Origin of the sequence: Streptomyces africanus (assembly GCF_002150735.1) — a bacterium.
Classification (GTDB): domain Bacteria; phylum Actinomycetota; class Actinomycetes; order Streptomycetales; family Streptomycetaceae; genus Streptomyces; species Streptomyces africanus.
Genome location: NZ_MUKA01000399.1, coordinates 1 through 17342, shown reverse-complemented (window position 1 = coordinate 17342; position 17342 = coordinate 1). Strand labels below are relative to the sequence as shown.

18 protein-coding genes and 1 riboswitch are annotated in these 17342 nt (G+C 71.9%); of the genes, 9 read left to right on the top strand and 9 right to left on the bottom strand.

All coding sequences use genetic code 11. The annotated features are described in order from the left end of the window. Positions 1-300 precede the first annotated feature (300 nt). On the top strand, positions 301-1794 hold the full coding sequence (locus CCL05_RS37485; RefSeq protein WP_086565098.1) for a phytoene desaturase family protein: 1494 nt from the start codon (positions 301-303) through the stop codon (positions 1792-1794). Between the two features lie 27 nt (positions 1795-1821). Here the strand turns inward: CCL05_RS37485 and CCL05_RS37480 are convergent, their stop codons facing one another. The 6 genes from CCL05_RS37480 to CCL05_RS37455 all read right to left on the bottom strand — a co-directional run bounded on the left by CCL05_RS37480 (position 1822) and on the right by CCL05_RS37455 (position 6795). Continuing rightward, positions 1822-2760: an SCO2102 family sporulation regulator gene (locus CCL05_RS37480; protein ID WP_086565097.1), complete on the bottom strand. Its 939-nt coding sequence runs from the start codon at positions 2758-2760 to the stop codon at positions 1822-1824. A 56-nt stretch (positions 2761-2816) separates the two neighbouring features. Then, entirely contained in the window at positions 2817-3740 is a 924-nt protein-coding gene (gene metF / locus CCL05_RS37475; protein WP_086565096.1) for a methylenetetrahydrofolate reductase [NAD(P)H], read from the bottom strand. Between the two features lie 95 nt (positions 3741-3835). Further along, on the bottom strand, positions 3836-4510 hold the full coding sequence (gene thiE / locus CCL05_RS37470) for a thiamine phosphate synthase (protein WP_086565095.1): 675 nt from the start codon (positions 4508-4510) through the stop codon (positions 3836-3838). A 217-nt stretch (positions 4511-4727) separates the two neighbouring features. Continuing rightward, complete coding sequence (locus tag CCL05_RS37465; protein ID WP_086565101.1) at positions 4728-5093, bottom strand: Rv2175c family DNA-binding protein; 366 nt, start codon at positions 5091-5093, stop codon at positions 4728-4730. A gap of 77 nt (positions 5094-5170) precedes the next feature. Continuing rightward, positions 5171-6412, bottom strand: a complete 1242-nt coding sequence (locus CCL05_RS37460) for an NAD(P)/FAD-dependent oxidoreductase (RefSeq protein WP_208641704.1) — start codon at positions 6410-6412, stop codon at positions 5171-5173. Between the two features lie 32 nt (positions 6413-6444). Further along, positions 6445-6795 carry an avidin-fold protein gene (locus CCL05_RS37455; protein WP_086565093.1) on the bottom strand — a complete coding sequence of 117 codons (351 nt, stop codon included), beginning with the start codon at positions 6793-6795 and terminating at the stop codon, positions 6445-6447. Between the two features lie 56 nt (positions 6796-6851). Continuing rightward, positions 6852-6963, top strand: a riboswitch (TPP riboswitch). Between CCL05_RS37455 and thiO the strand changes: the two genes are divergently transcribed. The 5 genes from thiO (at position 6961) to CCL05_RS37430 (ending at position 12114) form a co-directional block, all read left to right on the top strand. Next, a complete protein-coding gene (gene thiO, locus CCL05_RS37450; protein ID WP_086565100.1) occupies positions 6961-8130 on the top strand; it encodes a glycine oxidase ThiO in 1170 nt (389 codons plus the stop codon). (Overlaps the previous riboswitch by 3 nt.) Beyond that, complete coding sequence (gene thiS / locus CCL05_RS37445) at positions 8127-8327, top strand: sulfur carrier protein ThiS (RefSeq protein WP_086565092.1); 201 nt, start codon at positions 8127-8129, stop codon at positions 8325-8327. Before thiO ends, thiS begins: the two co-directional genes overlap by 4 nt. A 2-nt stretch (positions 8328-8329) precedes the next feature. Beyond that, a complete protein-coding gene (locus CCL05_RS37440) occupies positions 8330-9127 on the top strand; it encodes a thiazole synthase (protein ID WP_086565091.1) in 798 nt (265 codons plus the stop codon). A 104-nt stretch (positions 9128-9231) separates the two neighbouring features. Further along, the gene (pknB, locus tag CCL05_RS37435; RefSeq protein ID WP_167409692.1) at positions 9232-11163 is read left to right on the top strand and encodes a Stk1 family PASTA domain-containing Ser/Thr kinase; all 1932 of its coding nucleotides are present in this window, start codon (positions 9232-9234) and stop codon (positions 11161-11163) included. A 72-nt stretch (positions 11164-11235) separates the two neighbouring features. Then, positions 11236-12114, top strand: a complete 879-nt coding sequence (locus tag CCL05_RS37430) for a deoxyribonuclease IV (protein WP_086565090.1) — start codon at positions 11236-11238, stop codon at positions 12112-12114. A 4-nt stretch (positions 12115-12118) separates the two neighbouring features. On the opposite strand, the gene CCL05_RS37425 is transcribed toward CCL05_RS37430, so the two are convergent. Further along, positions 12119-12769, bottom strand: coding sequence for a sulfite oxidase-like oxidoreductase (locus CCL05_RS37425; RefSeq protein ID WP_086565089.1), 651 nt, complete (start codon positions 12767-12769; stop codon positions 12119-12121). Positions 12770-12945: 176 nt separating this feature from the next. Between CCL05_RS37425 and bfr the strand changes: the two genes are divergently transcribed. Further along, entirely contained in the window at positions 12946-13422 is a 477-nt protein-coding gene (gene bfr, locus CCL05_RS37420; protein ID WP_086565088.1) for a bacterioferritin, read from the top strand. A gap of 25 nt (positions 13423-13447) precedes the next feature. On the opposite strand, the gene CCL05_RS37415 is transcribed toward bfr, so the two are convergent. Then, complete coding sequence (locus CCL05_RS37415) at positions 13448-13681, bottom strand: (2Fe-2S)-binding protein (protein WP_167409691.1); 234 nt, start codon at positions 13679-13681, stop codon at positions 13448-13450. Between the two features lie 149 nt (positions 13682-13830). Then, positions 13831-15183 carry a class II 3-deoxy-7-phosphoheptulonate synthase gene (locus CCL05_RS37410; protein WP_086565086.1) on the bottom strand — a complete coding sequence of 451 codons (1353 nt, stop codon included), beginning with the start codon at positions 15181-15183 and terminating at the stop codon, positions 13831-13833. A gap of 96 nt (positions 15184-15279) precedes the next feature. Here CCL05_RS37410 and CCL05_RS47645 point away from each other — a divergent pair, with 96 nt between their 5' ends. Both CCL05_RS47645 and CCL05_RS37400 read left to right on the top strand, forming a co-directional pair. Next, positions 15280-15336: a trp operon leader peptide gene (locus CCL05_RS47645; protein ID WP_082319877.1), complete on the top strand. Its 57-nt coding sequence runs from the start codon at positions 15280-15282 to the stop codon at positions 15334-15336. A gap of 112 nt (positions 15337-15448) precedes the next feature. Beyond that, positions 15449-17314 (top strand): anthranilate synthase family protein, encoded by a 1866-nt coding sequence (locus CCL05_RS37400; protein ID WP_086565085.1) that lies wholly within the window; start codon positions 15449-15451, stop codon positions 17312-17314. The last annotated feature ends 28 nt before the right edge of the window (positions 17315-17342 follow it).

Sequence of the window (17342 nt, the reverse complement as noted above, 5' to 3'; positions counted from 1 at the left end):
CGATCCGCTCGCTCCCGCCGACTCCGTCGGCGGAAGGAGCGGATCGTGGGCCCGGTCCCGTTCCGGCGCCCCGTGTCGCCGGTACCGGGGCCGTGCCCCCTCTCCGTGCCTCCACTCTCTCGTTCTCGCCGGTCGTCTCCCATCCGCGCGCGTACTCAACTCCCTCCCTAGGTACGGGTACTCAGCCCTGCGCACGCGAGCCCACAACGCTCCGTGGCCGACTGGTCACGATCACCTCCGCGCCCGTACTCGGAGGCGGTCGCGCGAGGGCTGTCAGTGGGGGCCGATAAAGTCCCTGGCATGGCACGGATTGCGGTGATCGGCGCCGGGATGGGCGCGCTGGCGGCGGCCGCCCGGCTGGCCGTCGCGGGCCACCGGGTGGTGGTGTACGAGCGGACGGACACATACGGCGGAGCACTGCGCCGTTTCGAGCGCGACGGGTTCTCCTTCGACACCGGCCCCGGCCTCCTCCCGCTGCCCGCCGTCTACCGCGACCTGTTCGTCAAGACCGGCAAGGAGCCGCTGGAGCGTTGCGTCGACCTGGTCCAGGTCGACCCGTCGTCCCGGCACGTGTTCGCGGACGGCACCGGGGTCTCGCTGCCGAACGCCTCGCGCGCGGGCGTCGTGACGGCCCTGGACGAGGCGCTCGGGTCCGGGGCCGGTAAGCGGTGGGGCGACTTCCTGGTGCGGGCCCGCGAGGCCTGGGACCGCACGCGCCGGCCCCTCCTGGAGGAGCCGCTGTGGCCGAACTGGCAGGTGCTGGCCGAGCGCGAGCCGTACCCGGCGGTGCCCCACAAGCGGCTGCTGCGCACCCGCCGGGCCGCCACGCTCGCCGAGGTCGGCGCCTGGGAGCTGCGGGACGCCCGGCTCACCGCCCTCCTGGAGAGCCACGCCCTGGCGCACGGCCTGGACCCCCGGACCACCCCGGCGAGCGCGGCCGTACTGCCGTACCTGGAGCACGCCTTCGGCACCTGGTACGTGCGCGGCGGCCTGCGCGAGCTGGCCCGCGCGGTGTACGAGCGGTGTGTGGCCCGAAAGGTCGAGTTCCGTTTCGGTGCCGACGTGACCGGGGTGCTGGAGAAGGACGGCCGGGCATCGGGGGTCGAGCTCGCCGACGGCACGGTCGCGGAGGCGGACTTCGTGGTCGCCGGTGTCGCGCCCGGCACGCTGGACCGGCTGTCGGCCCAGGCCGTGGTGCGGGGCGACGGCGACGTGCCGCCGCAGCCCGCGGCGGCGAGCCGGGTCACGGTACTGCTCGCCCTGCGCGGCGCCCGCCCCGAGGGCACGGCACACCGCACGGTGGTCCACGCGGCGGACCGAGAGGCCGAGTTGGACGCCCTGTTCGGCACGGCGGCGCACAACCCGCGTCCTACGGTCACGGTCCTGCGGCCCGACGACCCGGCACTGGTCCCGGACCCGGACCACGAGGCGGTCACCCTCACGACGGTGGTGCCCGCGCGGCCCGGCGAGCCCTGTGACGCCCTCACCGAGAACATGATCACGGTCGCCGAACGCGCCCTGCCCGACCTGCGCGACCGCCTCCTCTGGCACGAGGTGCGCACGCCGGCCGACATCGCCGAGGCGACCGGCGCGGAGGGCGGAGCGGTGCCGGTGCCCGCCCTGGCGGCGGACGGCGGGCGGCTGCTGCATCCGTCCAACAGCACGCGCGTGCCCGGCCTGTTCGCCGTCGGTGGCTGGGCCCATCCCGGTGGCGGACTGCCGCACGCGGGCATGTCGGGCGCGCTGGTGGCGGGACTGATCGTGGAGGGACCGGAGTTCCGGGGCTCTCAGTGAGTTCGCCGCCCCAGCGGCGTTGAGGCTTCAGAAACGGTACTGCTCGTCGAAGCCGTTCCCGGGCGTCTGCTGCTGCCCGTTGCCCTGGTACGGGTACGACTGCTCCGGCGGCAGCTCCTGGCCGTACTCGTCGGTGGTGCGCTGCTGCGGGACCCACACACCGTCGGGCGGGGACTCGCCGCCGTAGGTGCCGGCGTACTGGTCCTGGCCGTAGCCCTGCTGGGCGTAGTACTGCTGGTCGCCGTAGGAGGTGTCGTACGAGGCTCCGCCGTAGGTCGGCGTGCCGATGTACGGGTCGGAGTAGGCGGCGTACTGCTGCTGGTCCGTGGCGTCGTAGCCCTGCTGCTGGCCGTAACCCGAGTAGTCGTAGGCGTAGGGCTGGTCGGTGCCCTGGGCCGTGGCGGCGTACTGGTCGTGGGGCGGGCCCGGCTGGTACCCGGTGTCGCCGTACACGCCGTAGGAGCCGGTGTCGTCGGGCACGGGCTGCGGCTCGTAGACGGCGGTGGTCTCGGCGGCCGTCGGGTGCACCGGGCGCGACGGGGTGAAGACGTCGTCGCGGTCGTAGTCGTCGTCCTGGCCGTAGGCGGGGGCGTCGCGGCGGTAGTCGCCGCCCTCGTCGCCGTAGCCGCCGTCGGCCGCCTCCATGCCGGAGACCTCCAGGCTCGGTTCCTGACGGCCGCGCTCACCGCGGCGGCTCTTGCCGCCCAGCATCGGCGCGTTCATCGCCCAGCCGGCCGAGAAGCCGCTGCGGAACGACAGGGTGACGTACGTCTGCCCGACCGCGAAGGCGGCCGCGCCCAACCCGATCACGATGACGGACGGGATCAGCACGCCGACGACGACACCGAGGAAACCGGCGAAGGCCAGCAGCCGCCAGCGCAGCCGCGCCTTGTACTGCAGCAGCACCTCGCCCAGCAGCCACAGCGCGACGATGCCGAACGCGATGTAGAGGACCGCCCAGCCCATGTACGCCCCTCTCCCAGTCGCCGCTACGCAGTGTGTCGTATACCGGTGCGAACGGTCTAGGCCTGCGGTCGGTGGTGCAGGCCCAGGTTCTCGTAGATTTCCAGCGTCGCCGTGGAGTTGTTGAGCGTGATGAAGTGCAAGCCGGGCACTCCCTCGGCGAGCAGCCGCGCACAGAACTCCGTGGCGAATTCGATACCAATGGAGCGTACAGCGGCCGGATCGTCTTTTGCTGTGAGGATCCGCTCTTTCAGGGCGGCCGGGAACGCGGCGTTGGTGAGGGACCCGATCCGTTCCAGCGAGCGCACGCTGGCGATCGGCATGACCTCGGGGATGATCGGGGTGTCGCAGCCGGCGGCCGAGACGCGGTCGCGCAGCCGGAGGTAGTCCTCCGGGTGGAAGAACATCTGCGTGATGGCGTAGTCCGCGCCCGCACGGCACTTGTCGACGAAGTGGCGGACGTCGGTCTCCCAGTCGGTGGAGCGCGGGTGCATCGCCGGGAAGGCGGCGACGCCCACGCAGAAGTCACCGGACGCCTTGATCAGCTCGACGAGTTCGGCGGCGTAGGCGAGGCCTCGCGGGTGCGGCACCCACTCGCCCATCGGGTCGCCGGGCGGGTCGCCGCGCAGGGCGAGCATGTTGCGGATCCCGGCGTCGGCGTACTGGCCGATGATGTTGCGCAGATCGGCCACGGAGTGGTCGACCGCCGTGAGGTGCGCGATGGGCGTCAGGGTGGTGTCGGAGGCGATCGCCTCGGTCGCCTTGACCGTGCCCGCGCGGGTGGAGCCGCCCGCTCCGTAGGTGACGGAGACGAAGTCGGGCGCCACGGCCTCGACCCGGCGCAGCGCGTTCCACAGGTTCCGCTCGCCCTTCGGGGTCTTCGGGGCGTAGAACTCGAACGAGTACGTCGTTTTGCCGGTCGCGAGCATGTCGCGGACGGTGCGCGCGTGGTCCGACCTGATGGATGCGGTGCCGAGGGCCATACCGGCAGGTTAGCCAGGGGCGCTCGGTCCCCCAACCGGGCCCCGGACTTTTGCCTGATTTGTGCGCTTGTTGTCCACCCCTTGGACAAACCGGCCTACAAACCGGTCTCCTGCCGCTCCCGCAGCCGCTTCGCGAACTCGGCCGCCGCCGCGCCCGGGTCGTCGGCCTCGGTGATCGCCCGTACGACGACGGCACGCCGGGCTCCCGCTTCGAGGACCTGGTCGAGATTGCCGAGGTCGATGCCGCCGATGGCGAACCAGGGCCGGTCGGTGCCGAGGGCGGCGGTGTACCGGACGAGGTCCAGGCCGGGGGCGTGCCGGCCGGGCTTGGTGGGGGTGGGCCAGCAGGGGCCGGTGCAGAAGTAGTCCACGCCGTCCTGGACGGCGGCCGCGGCGGCCTCGGACTCGGCGTGCGTGGAGCGGCCGATCAGGACGTCGTCGCCGAGGATCGCGCGGGCCGCGGGGACGGGGAGGTCGCCCTGGCCGAGATGCAGTACGTCGGAGCCGGCGGCGTGGGCGACATCCGCGCGGTCGTTGACCGCGAGCAGCTTGCCGTGCCGGGCGCAGGCGTCGGCGAAGACGGCCAGGTGCTCCAGCTCCTCGGCCGCCTCCATGCCCTTGTCCCGCAACTGCACGATGTCGACCCCGCCCGCCAGGACGGCGTCCAGGAACTCCACGAGATCGCCCTGCCGCTTGCGCGCGTCGGTGCAGAGGTAGAGCCGGGCGTCGGCGAGCTGGGCGCGGGCGGTGGTGCGGGTGGTGGCGGCCATGCGTGTCGTCCCCCTGGTGTCGGTGGCGTACGGGTGCGGGGTGCAGCCGTGCCCGTGACACTACGAGGCACCGGGCGCACGCGTCCGTGCCGGGCACAAGCCACCCCGGGGCCGGGACCCCATGGGTCACCCCACGGGTCCCGGCCCGCACACCGGGCGGTTGTTCGGGTCCGGCCCCGCGGGTACGGAACCGGACCGTTGTTCGGTCGTGGTCGGGTCAGACCGCGAGCGCCTGGGCGCGGCGCTTCACCTCCGTGCCGCGGTTCTCGCTCAGGGCCTGGGCCGGCGTGCCGGGCAGGCTCGGGTCGGGGGTGAAGAGCCACTCCAGCATCTCTTCGACCGTGAAGCCGTCGTCCCGCAGGAGCGTCAGGGTCCCGGACAGGCCCTTGACGACCTTGTCCCCGTCGATGAAGGCCGCGGGGACGTGCAGCGCGCGGTTCTCACCGCGGCGTACGGCGATGAGCTGGCCCTCCTTGACCAGCTGCCGCACGCGCGTCACCTCGACGCCGAACTGTTCGGCGATGTCGGGGAGGGTGAGCCAGGCAGGGACGAGAGCATCGATCTTTGCGTCAATCTCGGTCACGGAAACCAGCCTGCCATCCCCCACTGACAGTCGGAAGTCGGGACCGCCCACCTGGGCGGACACGCGCTCCTGCCGAGCTACGCCGTCGCCGCCTTCAACGGCCTCGCCGGGTCCGCGAGCAGGGCCGGATTCATCGGCGTGCCCGACTCGATCAGGCGGCGGCCCTGCGCCAGGTCCCGGGGACGGCCCACCGCCAGCAGCGCGACCAGCCGGTCACCGCGCAGCCAGCAGACCGTCCAGGCCGGTCCGGCCGGGTCGCCGCGCCACAGGGTCGTGTCGGCGGCCGCGTGGTGCCCGGCGTACTGCACGAACCGCCCGAACTGCTCCGACCAGAAGTACGGCACGGGGTCGTACACCGCCGGGGTCTCTCCCGAGGCCCGGCCGACGATGTTCACGGCGACCGTGCGCGGCCCCTGGAGGGCGTTGTCCCAGTGGTGCACCAGCAGGCGCTCGCCGTACCGGCCCGAGGGGAAGGAGGCACAGTCGCCGACCGCGTACACGTCGGGCACCGACGCGCGCAGGTGCTCGTCGGCCACGATCTCGCCGTGCGTCCCCAGCTCGATCCCGGAGCCGGCCAGCCAGGCCGTGGCCGGACGGGCGCCGATGCCGACGACGACCGCGTCCGCGGGCAGCCGGGAGCCGTCGTCGAGAACCACCGTGCCGGGCTCCACGCGCTCCACGTGTGCGTGGGTCCGCAGCACGGCACCCGCGTCGGCGTACCAGCGGGCCATCGGCGCGGCGACCTCCGCGGGCAGCGCCCCGGCGAGGGGCCGTTCGGCGGCCTCCACGACGGTCACGGCGCAGCCCGCCTCGCGCGCGGCCGTGGCGAACTCCGCGCCGATCCAGCCGGCGCCGACGACCACGATGTCGCGCCGTGCGGCCAGCACCGGCCGCAGCCGCTCGGCGTCGTCCAGGGTGCGCAGCAGATGCACGCCCGGCACGCCCTCCGCCCCGGGCAGCCGGATGGGTTCGGCACCGGTCGCGACGACCAGGACGTCGTAGGGCACGGGCCCGTCCTCGGTGTCCAGCTCGTGGTCGCCCGGACGCAGCCCCCGCACCTCGCAGCCGAGCCGCAGCTCGATGCCGAGGGCCTCGAAGTCGACGTCGAAGGCGGAGCCCTCGGCCTTGCCGAGCAGGACGGCCTTGGACAAGGGGGGCCGGTCGTAGGGCTGGTGGGGCTCGGCGCCGATGAGGCTCACGGTGCCGGTGAAGCCCTGCTCCCGCAGGGCGACCGCCGTCTGGACACCGGCCATGCCCGCACCCGCCACGACCACGCGCCGCGGCGCGGACGAACCTGGTTCCTGCGTCTGCTCGCTCACCTGATCACCATAGACAACTGACATTTCGTCAGTCAGTGCTCATACGCAGTGACCTGCTCCACAACGCTCGTTCCGCTGCCCACCTGGGACTCCCACTCCCAGCTCTCCTCCAGCCGCACCCGCCCGTCGGGCAGTTCCACGACCGTCGACACGCAGTGCCCGGAGGAGGTGGCCCCGTCCCCCTTGAGTTGTACGTACCGGAAATCCAGCCTGTCGCCCTCCCGGGTACCCACGAGATGCCCGCGTACGACGTCGCCACCGGTGTACTCGGCCCAGATCTCGCCGTCCTTCTCGTGGTACGTGAACCGGGTGCGGGTCCCCACCTGGCCGGGTGCCTGATCGGCGACCGGGGCGAGGACGAGACCGTCGAGAGATCGGGCCATGGGCGGTGGCTCCCTTACTGCGGCATACGGCATCGGGCTAGGGTGGGTGGCCAACGTAAGGCACTCGCGGGAGCCCGGACGCACCGGGCTGAGAGGGAGGCTGGCGGCCTCCGACCGTACGAACCTGATCCGGGTCATGCCGGCGAAGGGAGGGGCTGGACGCCCATGTCGCGTACGCGAACGTCAGACGTCCTCGTCGTGGGGGGCGGGATCATCGGCCTGGTCACCGCGTGGCGGGCCGCGCAGCGCGGGCTCGCCACGGCCGTGGTGGACCCGGAGCCGGGCGGCGGAGCCGCGCAGGTGGCGGCCGGGATGCTGGCCGCCGTCACGGAACTGCACTACGGCGAGCAGACCCTGCTCGGGCTGAATCTGGCCTCCGCCCGGCGCTACCCGGACTTCGCGGCCGAGCTCACCGAGCAGACCGGCCACGACCTCGGCTACCGCCGGTGCGGCACGCTCGCCGTGGCCCTGGACGCCGACGACCGGGCCCATCTGCGCGAACTGCACGCCCTGCAGCAGCAGTCGGGCCTGGAGTCGCAGTGGCTGTCGGGGCGGGAGTGCCGTCGCCTGGAGCCGATGCTGGCGCCGGGCGTGCGCGGCGGGCTGCGGGTCGACGGGGACCACCAGATCGACCCGCGGCGGCTGGCCGGGGCGCTGGTCGCCGCGTGCGAGCGGACCGGTGTGGTCTTCCACCGGGCGTGGGCCGAGCGGCTCACCGTAGTACGGGACCGCGCCACGGGCGTCGTCACGGACGACGGCACCCCGCTGGACGCCGGGCAGGTCGCGCTGGCCGGGGGCAGCCTCAGCGGGCGGCTCGCGGGCGTCCCCGAGGAGGTGCTGCCACCCGTGCGGCCGGTGAAGGGGCAGGTCGTACGGCTGACCATGCCGCAGCGGCACGGGCCGTTCCTGAGCCGGACCGTACGCGCGGTCGTGCGCGGCAGCCACGTCTACCTGGTGCCGCGCGAGAGCGGCGAGCTGGTCATCGGGGCGACCAGCGAGGAACTGGGCTGGGACACCACCGTGACCGCGGGCGGCGTGTACGAGCTGCTGCGCGACGCGCACGAGCTGGTCCCGGGCATCACCGAGCTGCCCCTCACCGAGACCCGGGCCGGACTGCGCCCCGGCTCCCCCGACAACGCGCCGCTGCTCGGCCCGACCGGTCTCGAAGGGCTCCTGCTGGCCACCGGTCACTATCGCAACGGCGTCCTGCTCACGCCGGTCACCGGCGACGCCCTGGCGCACGCCCTGGCGACGGGTGAACTCCCCGAGGAGGCCCGCCCCTTCACGCCGAGGCGCTTCAGCACCGCCACCGCACTCACGGAGCAGCCCGCATGAACATCTCCGTCAACGGGGAGCCCCGGGACGTCCGGCCCGGCACGGCTCTCGACGCCGTCGTGAAGTCCCTCACCGCCGCGCCGTCCGGCGTGGCCGCCGCCCTGAACGAAACCGTCGTCCCGCGCGCGCAGTGGCCGTCCACGCCCCTCACCGAGGGGGACCGCGTGGAAGTCCTCACCGCCGTCCAAGGAGGCTGATCATGGCCGACGATCCGTTTGTCCTCGGTGGGATGTCCTTCACGTCCCGCCTGATCATGGGTACGGGCGGGGCGCCCAGCCTCGACGTGCTGGAGCGGTCGCTGGTCGCGTCCGGGACGGAACTGACGACGGTCGCGATGCGCCGGGTGAACGCCTCGGTGCACGGCTCGGTGCTGTCCGTCCTCGACAAGCTCGGCATTCGCGTCCTGCCCAACACGGCGGGCTGCTTCACCGCCGGTGAGGCCGTCCTCACGGCCCGTCTCGCACGCGAGGCCCTCGGCACGGACCTGGTCAAGCTGGAGGTCATCGCCGACGAGCGCACGCTGCTGCCGGATCCGATCGAGCTGCTGGAGGCGGCAGAGACGCTGGTCGACGACGGTTTCACGGTGCTGCCGTACACCAATGACGACCCCGTGCTCGCGCGGAAGCTGGAGGACGTCGGCTGCGCGGCGATCATGCCGCTGGGCTCGCCGATCGGCTCCGGGCTGGGCATTCGCAATCCGCACAACTTCCATCTGATCGTCGAGCACGCGCGCGTGCCGGTGATTCTGGACGCGGGGGCCGGTACGGCGTCGGACGCGGCGTTGGCGATGGAGCTGGGATGTGCGGGTGTGATGCTCGCCTCGGCGGTGACGCGGGCGCAGGAGCCGGTGCTGATGGCTGACGCGATGCGTCACGCGGTCGAGGCGGGGAGGCTGGCCTATCGGGCGGGGCGTATTCCCCGGCGGCACTTCGCGGAGGCGTCCTCGCCGGCTGACGGCATGGCTGTGCTGGACCCGGAGCGGCCTGCTTTTCAGTGAGTGCAAGCAGCGGGGGTGGGACGCACGTCACAGGTCCGCTTCAGTCGCGCTCCGAATCTGACGGGGGGACGGAGCTGTCAGTCGTGGCTCGTACACTCGCCTGCGTGGACACGACCCTTCAGGACCCCTTGGTCGGGCAGGTGCTCGACGGCCGGTATCGCGTTGACGCGCGGATCGCGGTCGGCGGGATGGCCACGGTCTACCGGGCCGTGGACACCCGGCTCGACCGGGTCCTCGCGCTCAAGGTGATGCACCCCTCGCTCGCGGTCGACGGCTCGTTCGTCGAGCGGTTCATCCGCGAGGCGAAGTCGGTGGCCCGGCTGGCGCACCCGAACGTGGTGCAGGTCTTCGACCAGGGCACCGACGGCAGTTACGTCTACCTCGCCATGGAGTACGTCGCGGGCTGCACCCTGCGGGACGTGCTGCGCGAGCGCGGGGCCCTGCAGCCGCACGCCGCCCTGGACATCCTGGAGCCGGTGCTGGCCGCGCTGGGCGCCGCGCACCGCGCCGGGTTCGTGCACCGGGACATGAAGCCGGAGAACGTCCTGATAGGGGACGACGGCCGGGTCAAGGTCGCCGACTTCGGCCTCGTACGGGCCGTCGACACGGTGACGAACACCACCGGCACCGTCCTCGGCACGGTCTCGTACCTCGCCCCGGAGCAGATCGAGAACGGCACCGCCGACCCCCGCGTCGACGTGTACGCGTGCGGCGTGATGCTCTACGAGATGCTCACCGGCGACAAGCCGCACGACGGGGACTCCCCGGCCGTGATCCTCTACAAGCATCTGCACGAGGACGTCCCGCCGCCCTCGGCCGCCGTGCCCGGTCTGGCGTACGAGCTGGACGAGATGGTGGCCTCGGCGACCGCCCGCACCCCGGACATCCGCCCGCACGACGCGGTGGCGCTGCTCGCGCAGGTCCGTGACGGGCGCGGCCGGCTGACGGCGGAACAGCTGGACGCGGTGCCGCCGCAGGCGCTCACCGTGGACCACGTCAACGCCGACGACCGTACGAGCGTGATCCCCCGTGCACTGGCCACACCTCGCCCGCTGCCCGTCAACGAGGAGGAGGGCTCCGCGGCCGCGCTCAACCGCACCAGCCGCTTCGAGTCCCCGCCGCCCCCGCCGTCCCGGCGCCGCTCGGGGCCCCGGCGCGGCCCGATGGCGATCGTCGCCGCCGTCCTGCTCGTGCTCGGACTCGGCGCCGGCATCTGGTACATCAACTCGGGCCAGTTCACCGAGGTCCCCCCGCTGCTGGCGAAGACGCAGGCGCAGGCCGAGGACCGGCTGGCGGACGCCGGGCTGGAGCTCGGCAAGGTGGAGCACGCCTACAGCGACACGGTGGAGCGCGGCACGGTCATCAGCAGCGACCCGAAGGCCGGGACACGCATCCGCGGCAACGACTCGGTGTCCGTCACCATCTCCGACGGCCCCCGGAACGTGCGGGTGCCCGCCCTGGAGGGGCAGCGGCTGGACAAGGCGCGGTCGCTGCTGAAGGAGGACGGGCTGGAGCCGGGCATGGTCACCCGGGAGTTCAGCGAGGACGTGCCCAGGGGCTCGGTGGTCTCCGCACGGCCGGCGGACGGCACGAAGGTGCGTGCGGGCTCGGCGGTCGCGCTCGTCGTCAGCAAGGGCAGCCCCGTCGACATCCCCGACGTCACCGGTGACGACCTGGCCGACGCCAGGGCCGAGCTGACGGACGCCGGCCTCAAGGTGAAGGTCGCCACCGAGCGGGTCACCTCCTCCGAGTTCGACAAGGGCCAGGTCGCCCGGCAGAGCCCGAACCCCGGCGGCCGGGCGGCCGAGGGCGACACGGTGACGCTGACGGTGTCCAAGGGCCCCGAGATGATCGAGGTCCCGGACGTGGTCGGCGACAGCGTCGACGACGCCACGCGGGAGCTGAAGAGCGCCGGGTTCCAGGTCGACGAGGACCGCGGACTGCTCGGCCTGTTCGGCGACACGGTGAAGGACCAGTCCGTGAAGGGCGGGGAGACCGCGCCCAAGGGATCGACGATCACCATCAAGATCAGGTGACGGCTGCGGGCAGGGAACCCGTGGACAGAACCCGTGGACGGGGCGGGGCCAGGCGCATGACACCCTGAACGGGTGAACCATCAGCTGTCCGGCCCCTCCCGCAACCCCGTGGGCGGCCACGTCCCCGTGGCCGGTGGCCTCCACTCCGTCGGCCTGACCTACGCCCGTGACCTCAAGGCCGAGACCGTCCAGGTCTTCGTCGCCAACCCGCGCGGCTGGGCCACTCCGGCCGGCAACCCGAAGCAGGACGAGGCGTTCCGCGCCGCGTGCGAGGCCGAGTCGATCCCGGCGTACGTGCACGCCCCCTACCTGATCAACTTCGGCTCGCACACCGAGGCGACCGTGGAGCGGTCGGTGGAGTCGCTGCGGCACTCGCTGCGCCGCGGACGGGAGATCGGGGCGCTGGGCGTGGTCGTGCACACCGGCAGCGCGACCGGCGGCCGGGAGCGGTCCGTGGCGCTGAAGCAGGTCCGGGAGCATCTGCTGCCGCTGCTCGACGAGCTGACCCACGACGACGACCCGTATCTGCTGCTGGAGTCGACCGCCGGCCAGGGCGCCTCCCTGTGCTCACGGACCTGGGACTTCGGCCCGTACTTCGAGGCGCTGGACGCGCATCCCAGGCTGGGCGTGTGCCTGGACACCTGCCACATCTTCGCCGCCGGGCACGACCTGACCGGCCCCAGCGGCATGCACCAGACGCTGGACCTGCTGGTGGACACGGTCGGCGAGGGCCGGCTGAAGCTGATCCACGCCAACGACTCCAAGGACGTGGTGGGCGCGCACAAGGACCGGCACGAGAACATCGGCGTCGGCCACATCGGCGAGGACCCGTTCCGGGCCCTGATGACGCACCCCGCGACCGAGGGCGTGCCGCTGATCATCGAGACGCCGGGCGGCAAGGAGGGGCACGCGGCGGACGTGGAGCGCCTGAAGAAGCTGCGCGACTGCTGAAACCTCAGAGGTCGGGGCCGTCGCCCGGCTCCTCCTGGTACGAGTAGCGCTGCTCCTGCCATGGATCGCCGATGTTGTGGTAGCCGCGCTCCTCCCAGAAGCCGCGCCGGTCGGCGGTCATGTACTCCACACCGCGCACCCACTTGGGGCCCTTCCAGGCGTACAGGTGGGGCACGATCAGGCGCAGCGGGAAGCCGTGCTCGGCGGTGAGCAGCTCGCCGTCCTTGTGGGTGGCGAACAGGACGTGCTCGGAGGCGAAGTCGGACAGCCGGAGGTTGGAGCTGAATCCGTACTCGGCCCACACCATCACATGGGTGACGTCGTCCGCGGGCGGCGCGATGTCGAGGATCGTGCGCGCGGGGACTCCGCCCCACTCGGCGCCCAGCATGCTGAACTTCGTGACGCAGTGCAGATCGGCCACGACGGTGGTGTACGGCAGGGCAGTGAACTCCTCGTGGGTCCAGCAGTGCTTGCCGCCGTCGGCCGTGGCGCCGAAGACCCTGAACTCCCAGCGCTCGGGCCGGAACTTGGGGACGGGGCCGTAGTGCGTGACCGGCCAGCCGCGCTGCATCCGCTGTCCCGGCGGCAGCCCGGGCTGCGTCGCTCCTGCCGGATCGCGCCCTTCTCCCGATTCGTGTCCCACCGGCTGACCCATGACTCCATCCTGACAGACCCCCGGTGATGCCCCTGACCGGGGCAACCCCAAAACAGGGCAATGAGAACTAAGCATGCCCTTACTTACTAAGTGAAGACTTACTGGACGATCTTCGTCGCCGGTGGAATCATGCGGCGCAACCTGCCAGTTCCCCCCGCGCGGAAGGAGCCTCTGCGATGCAGGGCGACCCCGAGGTTCTCGAATTCCTGAACGAGCAGTTGACCGGCGAGCTGACGGCGATCAACCAGTACTGGCTGCACTACCGGATCCAGGACAACAAGGGCTGGACCAAACTCGCCAAGTACACGCGTGAAGAATCCATCGACGAGATGAAACACGCGGACAAGATCACCGAACGCATCCTCATGCTGGACGGCCTGCCCAACTACCAGCGGCTCTTCCATGTCCGGGTCGGTCAGACGGTCACCGAGATGTTCCAGGCGGACCGGCAGGTCGAGGTCGAGGCGATCGACCGCCTCAGGCGCGGTATCGAGGTGATGCGCAGCAAGGGCGACATCACGTCCGCGAACCTCTTCGAGTCGATCCTCGAGGACGAGGAGCACCACATCGACTACCTCGACACGCAGCTGGAGCTCATCGACAAGATCGGCGAGGCGCTGTACATCGCGCAGCAGATCGAGCAGCCGAGCTAGCCGGATCCCTGCGGCTCCAGGCGGCCTAGGCGGCGTCTTCCAGTTCCGCGAGCACCGGCTCGCCCCGGTCCGCCAGCTCACGGCGAGGGCACGAGCCCCTGCCGAGGAGCGCCTGGATGCGGCGTACGCACGACCCGCAGTCCGTGCCCGCCTTGCAGGCGGACGCGATCTGCCGAGGAGTGCAGGCGCCGCCGTCCGCGTGCTGCTTGACCTGCTGCTCGGTGATCCCGAAGCAACTGCAGACGTACACGCGGTTCACCTCCAGGGCGGGTTCGATCCTTGGCGCCGTCCCCGTTGATCGGTGAGGCTAACCTAACCTTACCCGCCGGGTGGGAGGCAGAAAAGCGGAGAGGGGCGCGGATCGTGTGATCCGCGCCCCAGTCCATGCCCGCGTAACAGGCGGACCCGTTACTGGTCCCTGTACATCTCGGCCACGAGGAACGCGAGGTCCAGCGACTGGCTGCGGTTGAGCCGCGGGTCGCAGGCCGTCTCGTAGCGCTGGTGCAGGTCGTCGACGAAGATCTCGTCGCCGCCGCCCACGCACTCGGTGACGTCGTCGCCGGTCAGCTCCACGTGGATGCCGCCCGGGTGGGTGCCGAGCGCCTTGTGGACCTCGAAGAAGCCCTTGACCTCGTCGAGCACGTCGTCGAAGCGGCGGGTCTTGTGCCCGGAGGCCGCCTCGAAGGTGTTGCCGTGCATCGGGTCGGTGACCCAGGCGACGGTGGCGCCCGAGGCGGTGACCTTCTCGACCAGCTCGGGAAGCTTGTCACGGACCTTGTCGGCGCCCATGCGGACGATGAAGGTCAGCCGGCCCGGCTCCCGCTCCGGGTCGAGGCGCTCGATGTACTGCAGCGCGTCCTCGGCCGTGGTCGTCGGACCCAGCTTGATGCCGATCGGGTTGCGGATCCTCGAGGCGAACTCGATGTGCGCGTGATCCAGCTGCCGGGTGCGCTCGCCGATCCACACCATGTGCGCGGAGACGTCGTACAGCTGCCCGGTGCGCGAGTCGACCCGGGTCAGGGCGGACTCGTAGTCGAGCAGCAGCGCCTCGTGCGAGGAGTAGAACTCGACGGTCTTGAACTCCTCCGGGTCGGCCCCGCAGGCGTGCATGAAGTTCAGCGCGTTGTCGATCTCGCGCGCCAGCTGCTCGTAGCGCTGCCCCGACGGGGACGACTTCACGAAGTCCTGGTTCCAGGCGTGCACCTGGCGCAGGTCGGCGTAGCCGCCGGTGGTGAAGGCCCGCACCAGGTTCAGCGTGGACGCCGAGGCGTGGTACATCCGCTTCAGCCGCTCGGGGTCCGGGATGCGGGCCTCTTCGGTGAAGTCGAAGCCGTTGACGGAGTCGCCCCGGTACGTCGGCAGCGTCACGCCGTCGCGGGTCTCGGTCGGCTTGGAGCGCGGCTTGGAGTACTGGCCGGCGATACGGCCGACCTTCACGACCGGCACGGACGCGGCGTACGTCAGCACGGCGCCCATCTGGAGCAGCGTCTTGAGCTTGTTGCGGATGTGGTCCGCGGACACCCCGTCGAACGCCTCGGCGCAGTCGCCGCCCTGGAGGAGGAACGCCTCTCCCTTGGCGACGGCTGCCATCCGGGCGCGCAGCTGGTCGCACTCGCCCGCGAAGACGAGCGGCGGATACGACTCGAGGTCCGCAACGACTGCGCGCAGAGCCTCGGTGTCGGGGTACTCGGGCTGCTGCGCCGCGGGCAGGTCTCGCCAGGTGTTGCCAGCACTCGTGCTGGTCTTAGCGTTCACGGTCACGGCCTCAACATTACGGGGTCGTGTCGGGCGTCCTGGCCCATGCCCAGCAATTGAGACACGGGGTACACGACTCGGACATGGGGTAGGGTGCCTGCCATGTTCGCGCACTCGATCCAGACCTGGTGGTGGACCGCTCATCCGGCGGCCCACTGACTGCGCGTACGACCGACTTCGCGAAGGCCGCCCGAGGGGCGGCCTTCGGCGTTTCCCGGGGTCCGTTCCTCACCGACATCGATCGACGTCGATCGACAGCCACGGAGGAACCATGGACCTGACACAGCTGCTGCATGAGCCCCGCCCCTTCGCCCTGCTCCGCCGCCGCACCCCGGGCCACGACCACGACCTGATCGAGGTCCTCATCGGCCCGGTCACCACCTACGACCGCCTCGCCGACCTCCCCGACGAGGGCCTGGCGCTCGTCCCCTTCCGGCAGATCCGCGAGCGCGGCTTCGACGTCCGCGACGACGGCACGCCACTGTCGGTGCTGACCCCCGTGGAGTCCTACGTCGTCCCGCTCGCCGACGCACTGGAGCAGCTCCCGGTGCACGACGTGCGGGTCGAGGGCGGCGGCTTCGACGTCGGTGACGAGGAGTACGCGGAGATCGTCGGGCGCGTGCTGCGGGAGGAGATCGGGCGGGGCGAGGGCGCGAACTTCGTCATCCGGCGGACGTACGAGGGGGAGATCCCCGGGTTCGGCCGGGCCGACGCGCTGGCGCTGTTCCGGCGGCTGCTGGAGGGCGAGCGGGGCGCGTACTGGACGTTCGTCGTGCACACCGGGGACCGGACGCTGGTGGGGGCGAGCCCGGAGGTGCACGTCAGGATGTCCGGCGGCACGGTCGTCATGAACCCGATCAGCGGGACGTACCGCTATCCCGCCGAGGGGCCGACGCCCGAGCACCTGCTGGACTTCCTCGCCGACGGCAAGGAGATCGAGGAGCTGTCGATGGTCGTCGACGAGGAGCTCAAGATGATGTGCACCGTCGGCGACATGGGCGGGGTCGTCGTCGGGCCCCGGCTGAAGGAGATGGCGCACCTCGCGCACACCGAGTACGAGCTGCGCGGCAAATCCTCGCTGGACGCGCGGGAGGTCCTGAAGGAGACCATGTTCGCGGCGACCGTCACGGGCTCGCCGGTGCAGAACGCCTGCCGGGTCATCGAGCGGCACGAGGTCGGCGGGCGCGGGTACTACGCCGGTGCGCTGGCCCTCCTCGGACGGGATTCGGGCGGGGCCCAGACTCTGGACTCCCCCATCCTCATCCGCACGGCAGACATCGACGCCGGCGGCCGGCTGCGGGTGCCGGTGGGCGCCACGCTGGTGCGCGGGTCCGACCCGGCGGGCGAGGTCGCGGAGACGCACGCGAAGGCGGCGGGCGTGCTGACGGCGCTGGGCGTACGCCCGGGCCGGCCGCGCGAGGAGTCCGTACGGCCGCGACTGGCCGACGACCCGCGTGTGCGGGCCGCGCTCGACGGGCGCCGGGCCTCGCTCGCGCCGTTCTGGCTGCGGATGCAGGAGCCGTCCGAGGAGGTCACGGGACACGCCCTGGTCGTCGACGGCGAGGACACCTTCACGGCGATGCTCGCGCATGTGCTGCGGACGGGCGGGCTGGAGGTGACCGTCCGGCGGTACGACGAGGACGGGCTCCGCGAGGCGGTGCTCGCGCACGAGGGCCCGGTCGTGCTCGGCCCGGGCCCCGGTGACCCTTCCGATCTCACCGATCCCAAGATGCGCCTCCTGCGGAACCTTGCCTCCGAGATCATCCGTGATCACCCGCACGGCGTGCTCGGCGTCTGCCTCGGGCACGAGCTGATCGCGGCCGAGCTGGGGCTGGAGATCGTACGCAAGGAAGTGCCGTACCAGGGGGCGCAGACGACGATCGACCTGTTCGGGCGGCCGGAGACGGTCGGCTTCTACAACAGCTTCGTGGCGCGCTGCGACGAAGGGGCCCGTCAGGAGCTGGCCGCGCACGGCGTGGAGGTCAGCCGCGCGGCGAACGGGGAGGTGCACGCGCTGCGGGGGCCGGGATTCGCGGGGGTGCAGTTCCACCCGGAGTCGGTGCTCACGCTGGGCGGCGCGGCGGTCGTGCGGGACCTGGTGGGACAGCTGCGGGGCACCAGCGCGCCCTCGGTGTAGCCCGGGTCCGGTCGGGGCCGCGCGGCCC

Excerpts from the sequence above, each read along its gene's own strand:
- CCL05_RS37485 (WP_086565098.1), top strand. The coding sequence starts at position 301 with ATGGCACGGATTGCGGTGATCGGCGCCGGGATGGGCGCGCTGGCGGCG.
- CCL05_RS37480 (WP_086565097.1), bottom strand. The coding sequence starts at position 2,760 with ATGGGCTGGGCGGTCCTCTACATCGCGTTCGGCATCGTCGCGCTGTGG.
- metF (WP_086565096.1), bottom strand. The coding sequence starts at position 3,740 with ATGGCCCTCGGCACCGCATCCATCAGGTCGGACCACGCGCGCACCGTC.
- thiE (WP_086565095.1), bottom strand. The coding sequence starts at position 4,510 with ATGGCCGCCACCACCCGCACCACCGCCCGCGCCCAGCTCGCCGACGCC.
- CCL05_RS37455 (WP_086565093.1), bottom strand. The coding sequence starts at position 6,795 with ATGGCCCGATCTCTCGACGGTCTCGTCCTCGCCCCGGTCGCCGATCAG.
- thiO (WP_086565100.1), top strand. The coding sequence starts at position 6,961 with ATGTCGCGTACGCGAACGTCAGACGTCCTCGTCGTGGGGGGCGGGATC.
- thiS (WP_086565092.1), top strand. The coding sequence starts at position 8,127 with ATGAACATCTCCGTCAACGGGGAGCCCCGGGACGTCCGGCCCGGCACG.
- CCL05_RS37440 (WP_086565091.1), top strand. The coding sequence starts at position 8,330 with ATGGCCGACGATCCGTTTGTCCTCGGTGGGATGTCCTTCACGTCCCGC.
- CCL05_RS37425 (WP_086565089.1), bottom strand. The coding sequence starts at position 12,769 with ATGGGTCAGCCGGTGGGACACGAATCGGGAGAAGGGCGCGATCCGGCA.
- bfr (WP_086565088.1), top strand. The coding sequence starts at position 12,946 with ATGCAGGGCGACCCCGAGGTTCTCGAATTCCTGAACGAGCAGTTGACC.
- CCL05_RS37400 (WP_086565085.1), top strand. The coding sequence starts at position 15,449 with ATGGACCTGACACAGCTGCTGCATGAGCCCCGCCCCTTCGCCCTGCTC.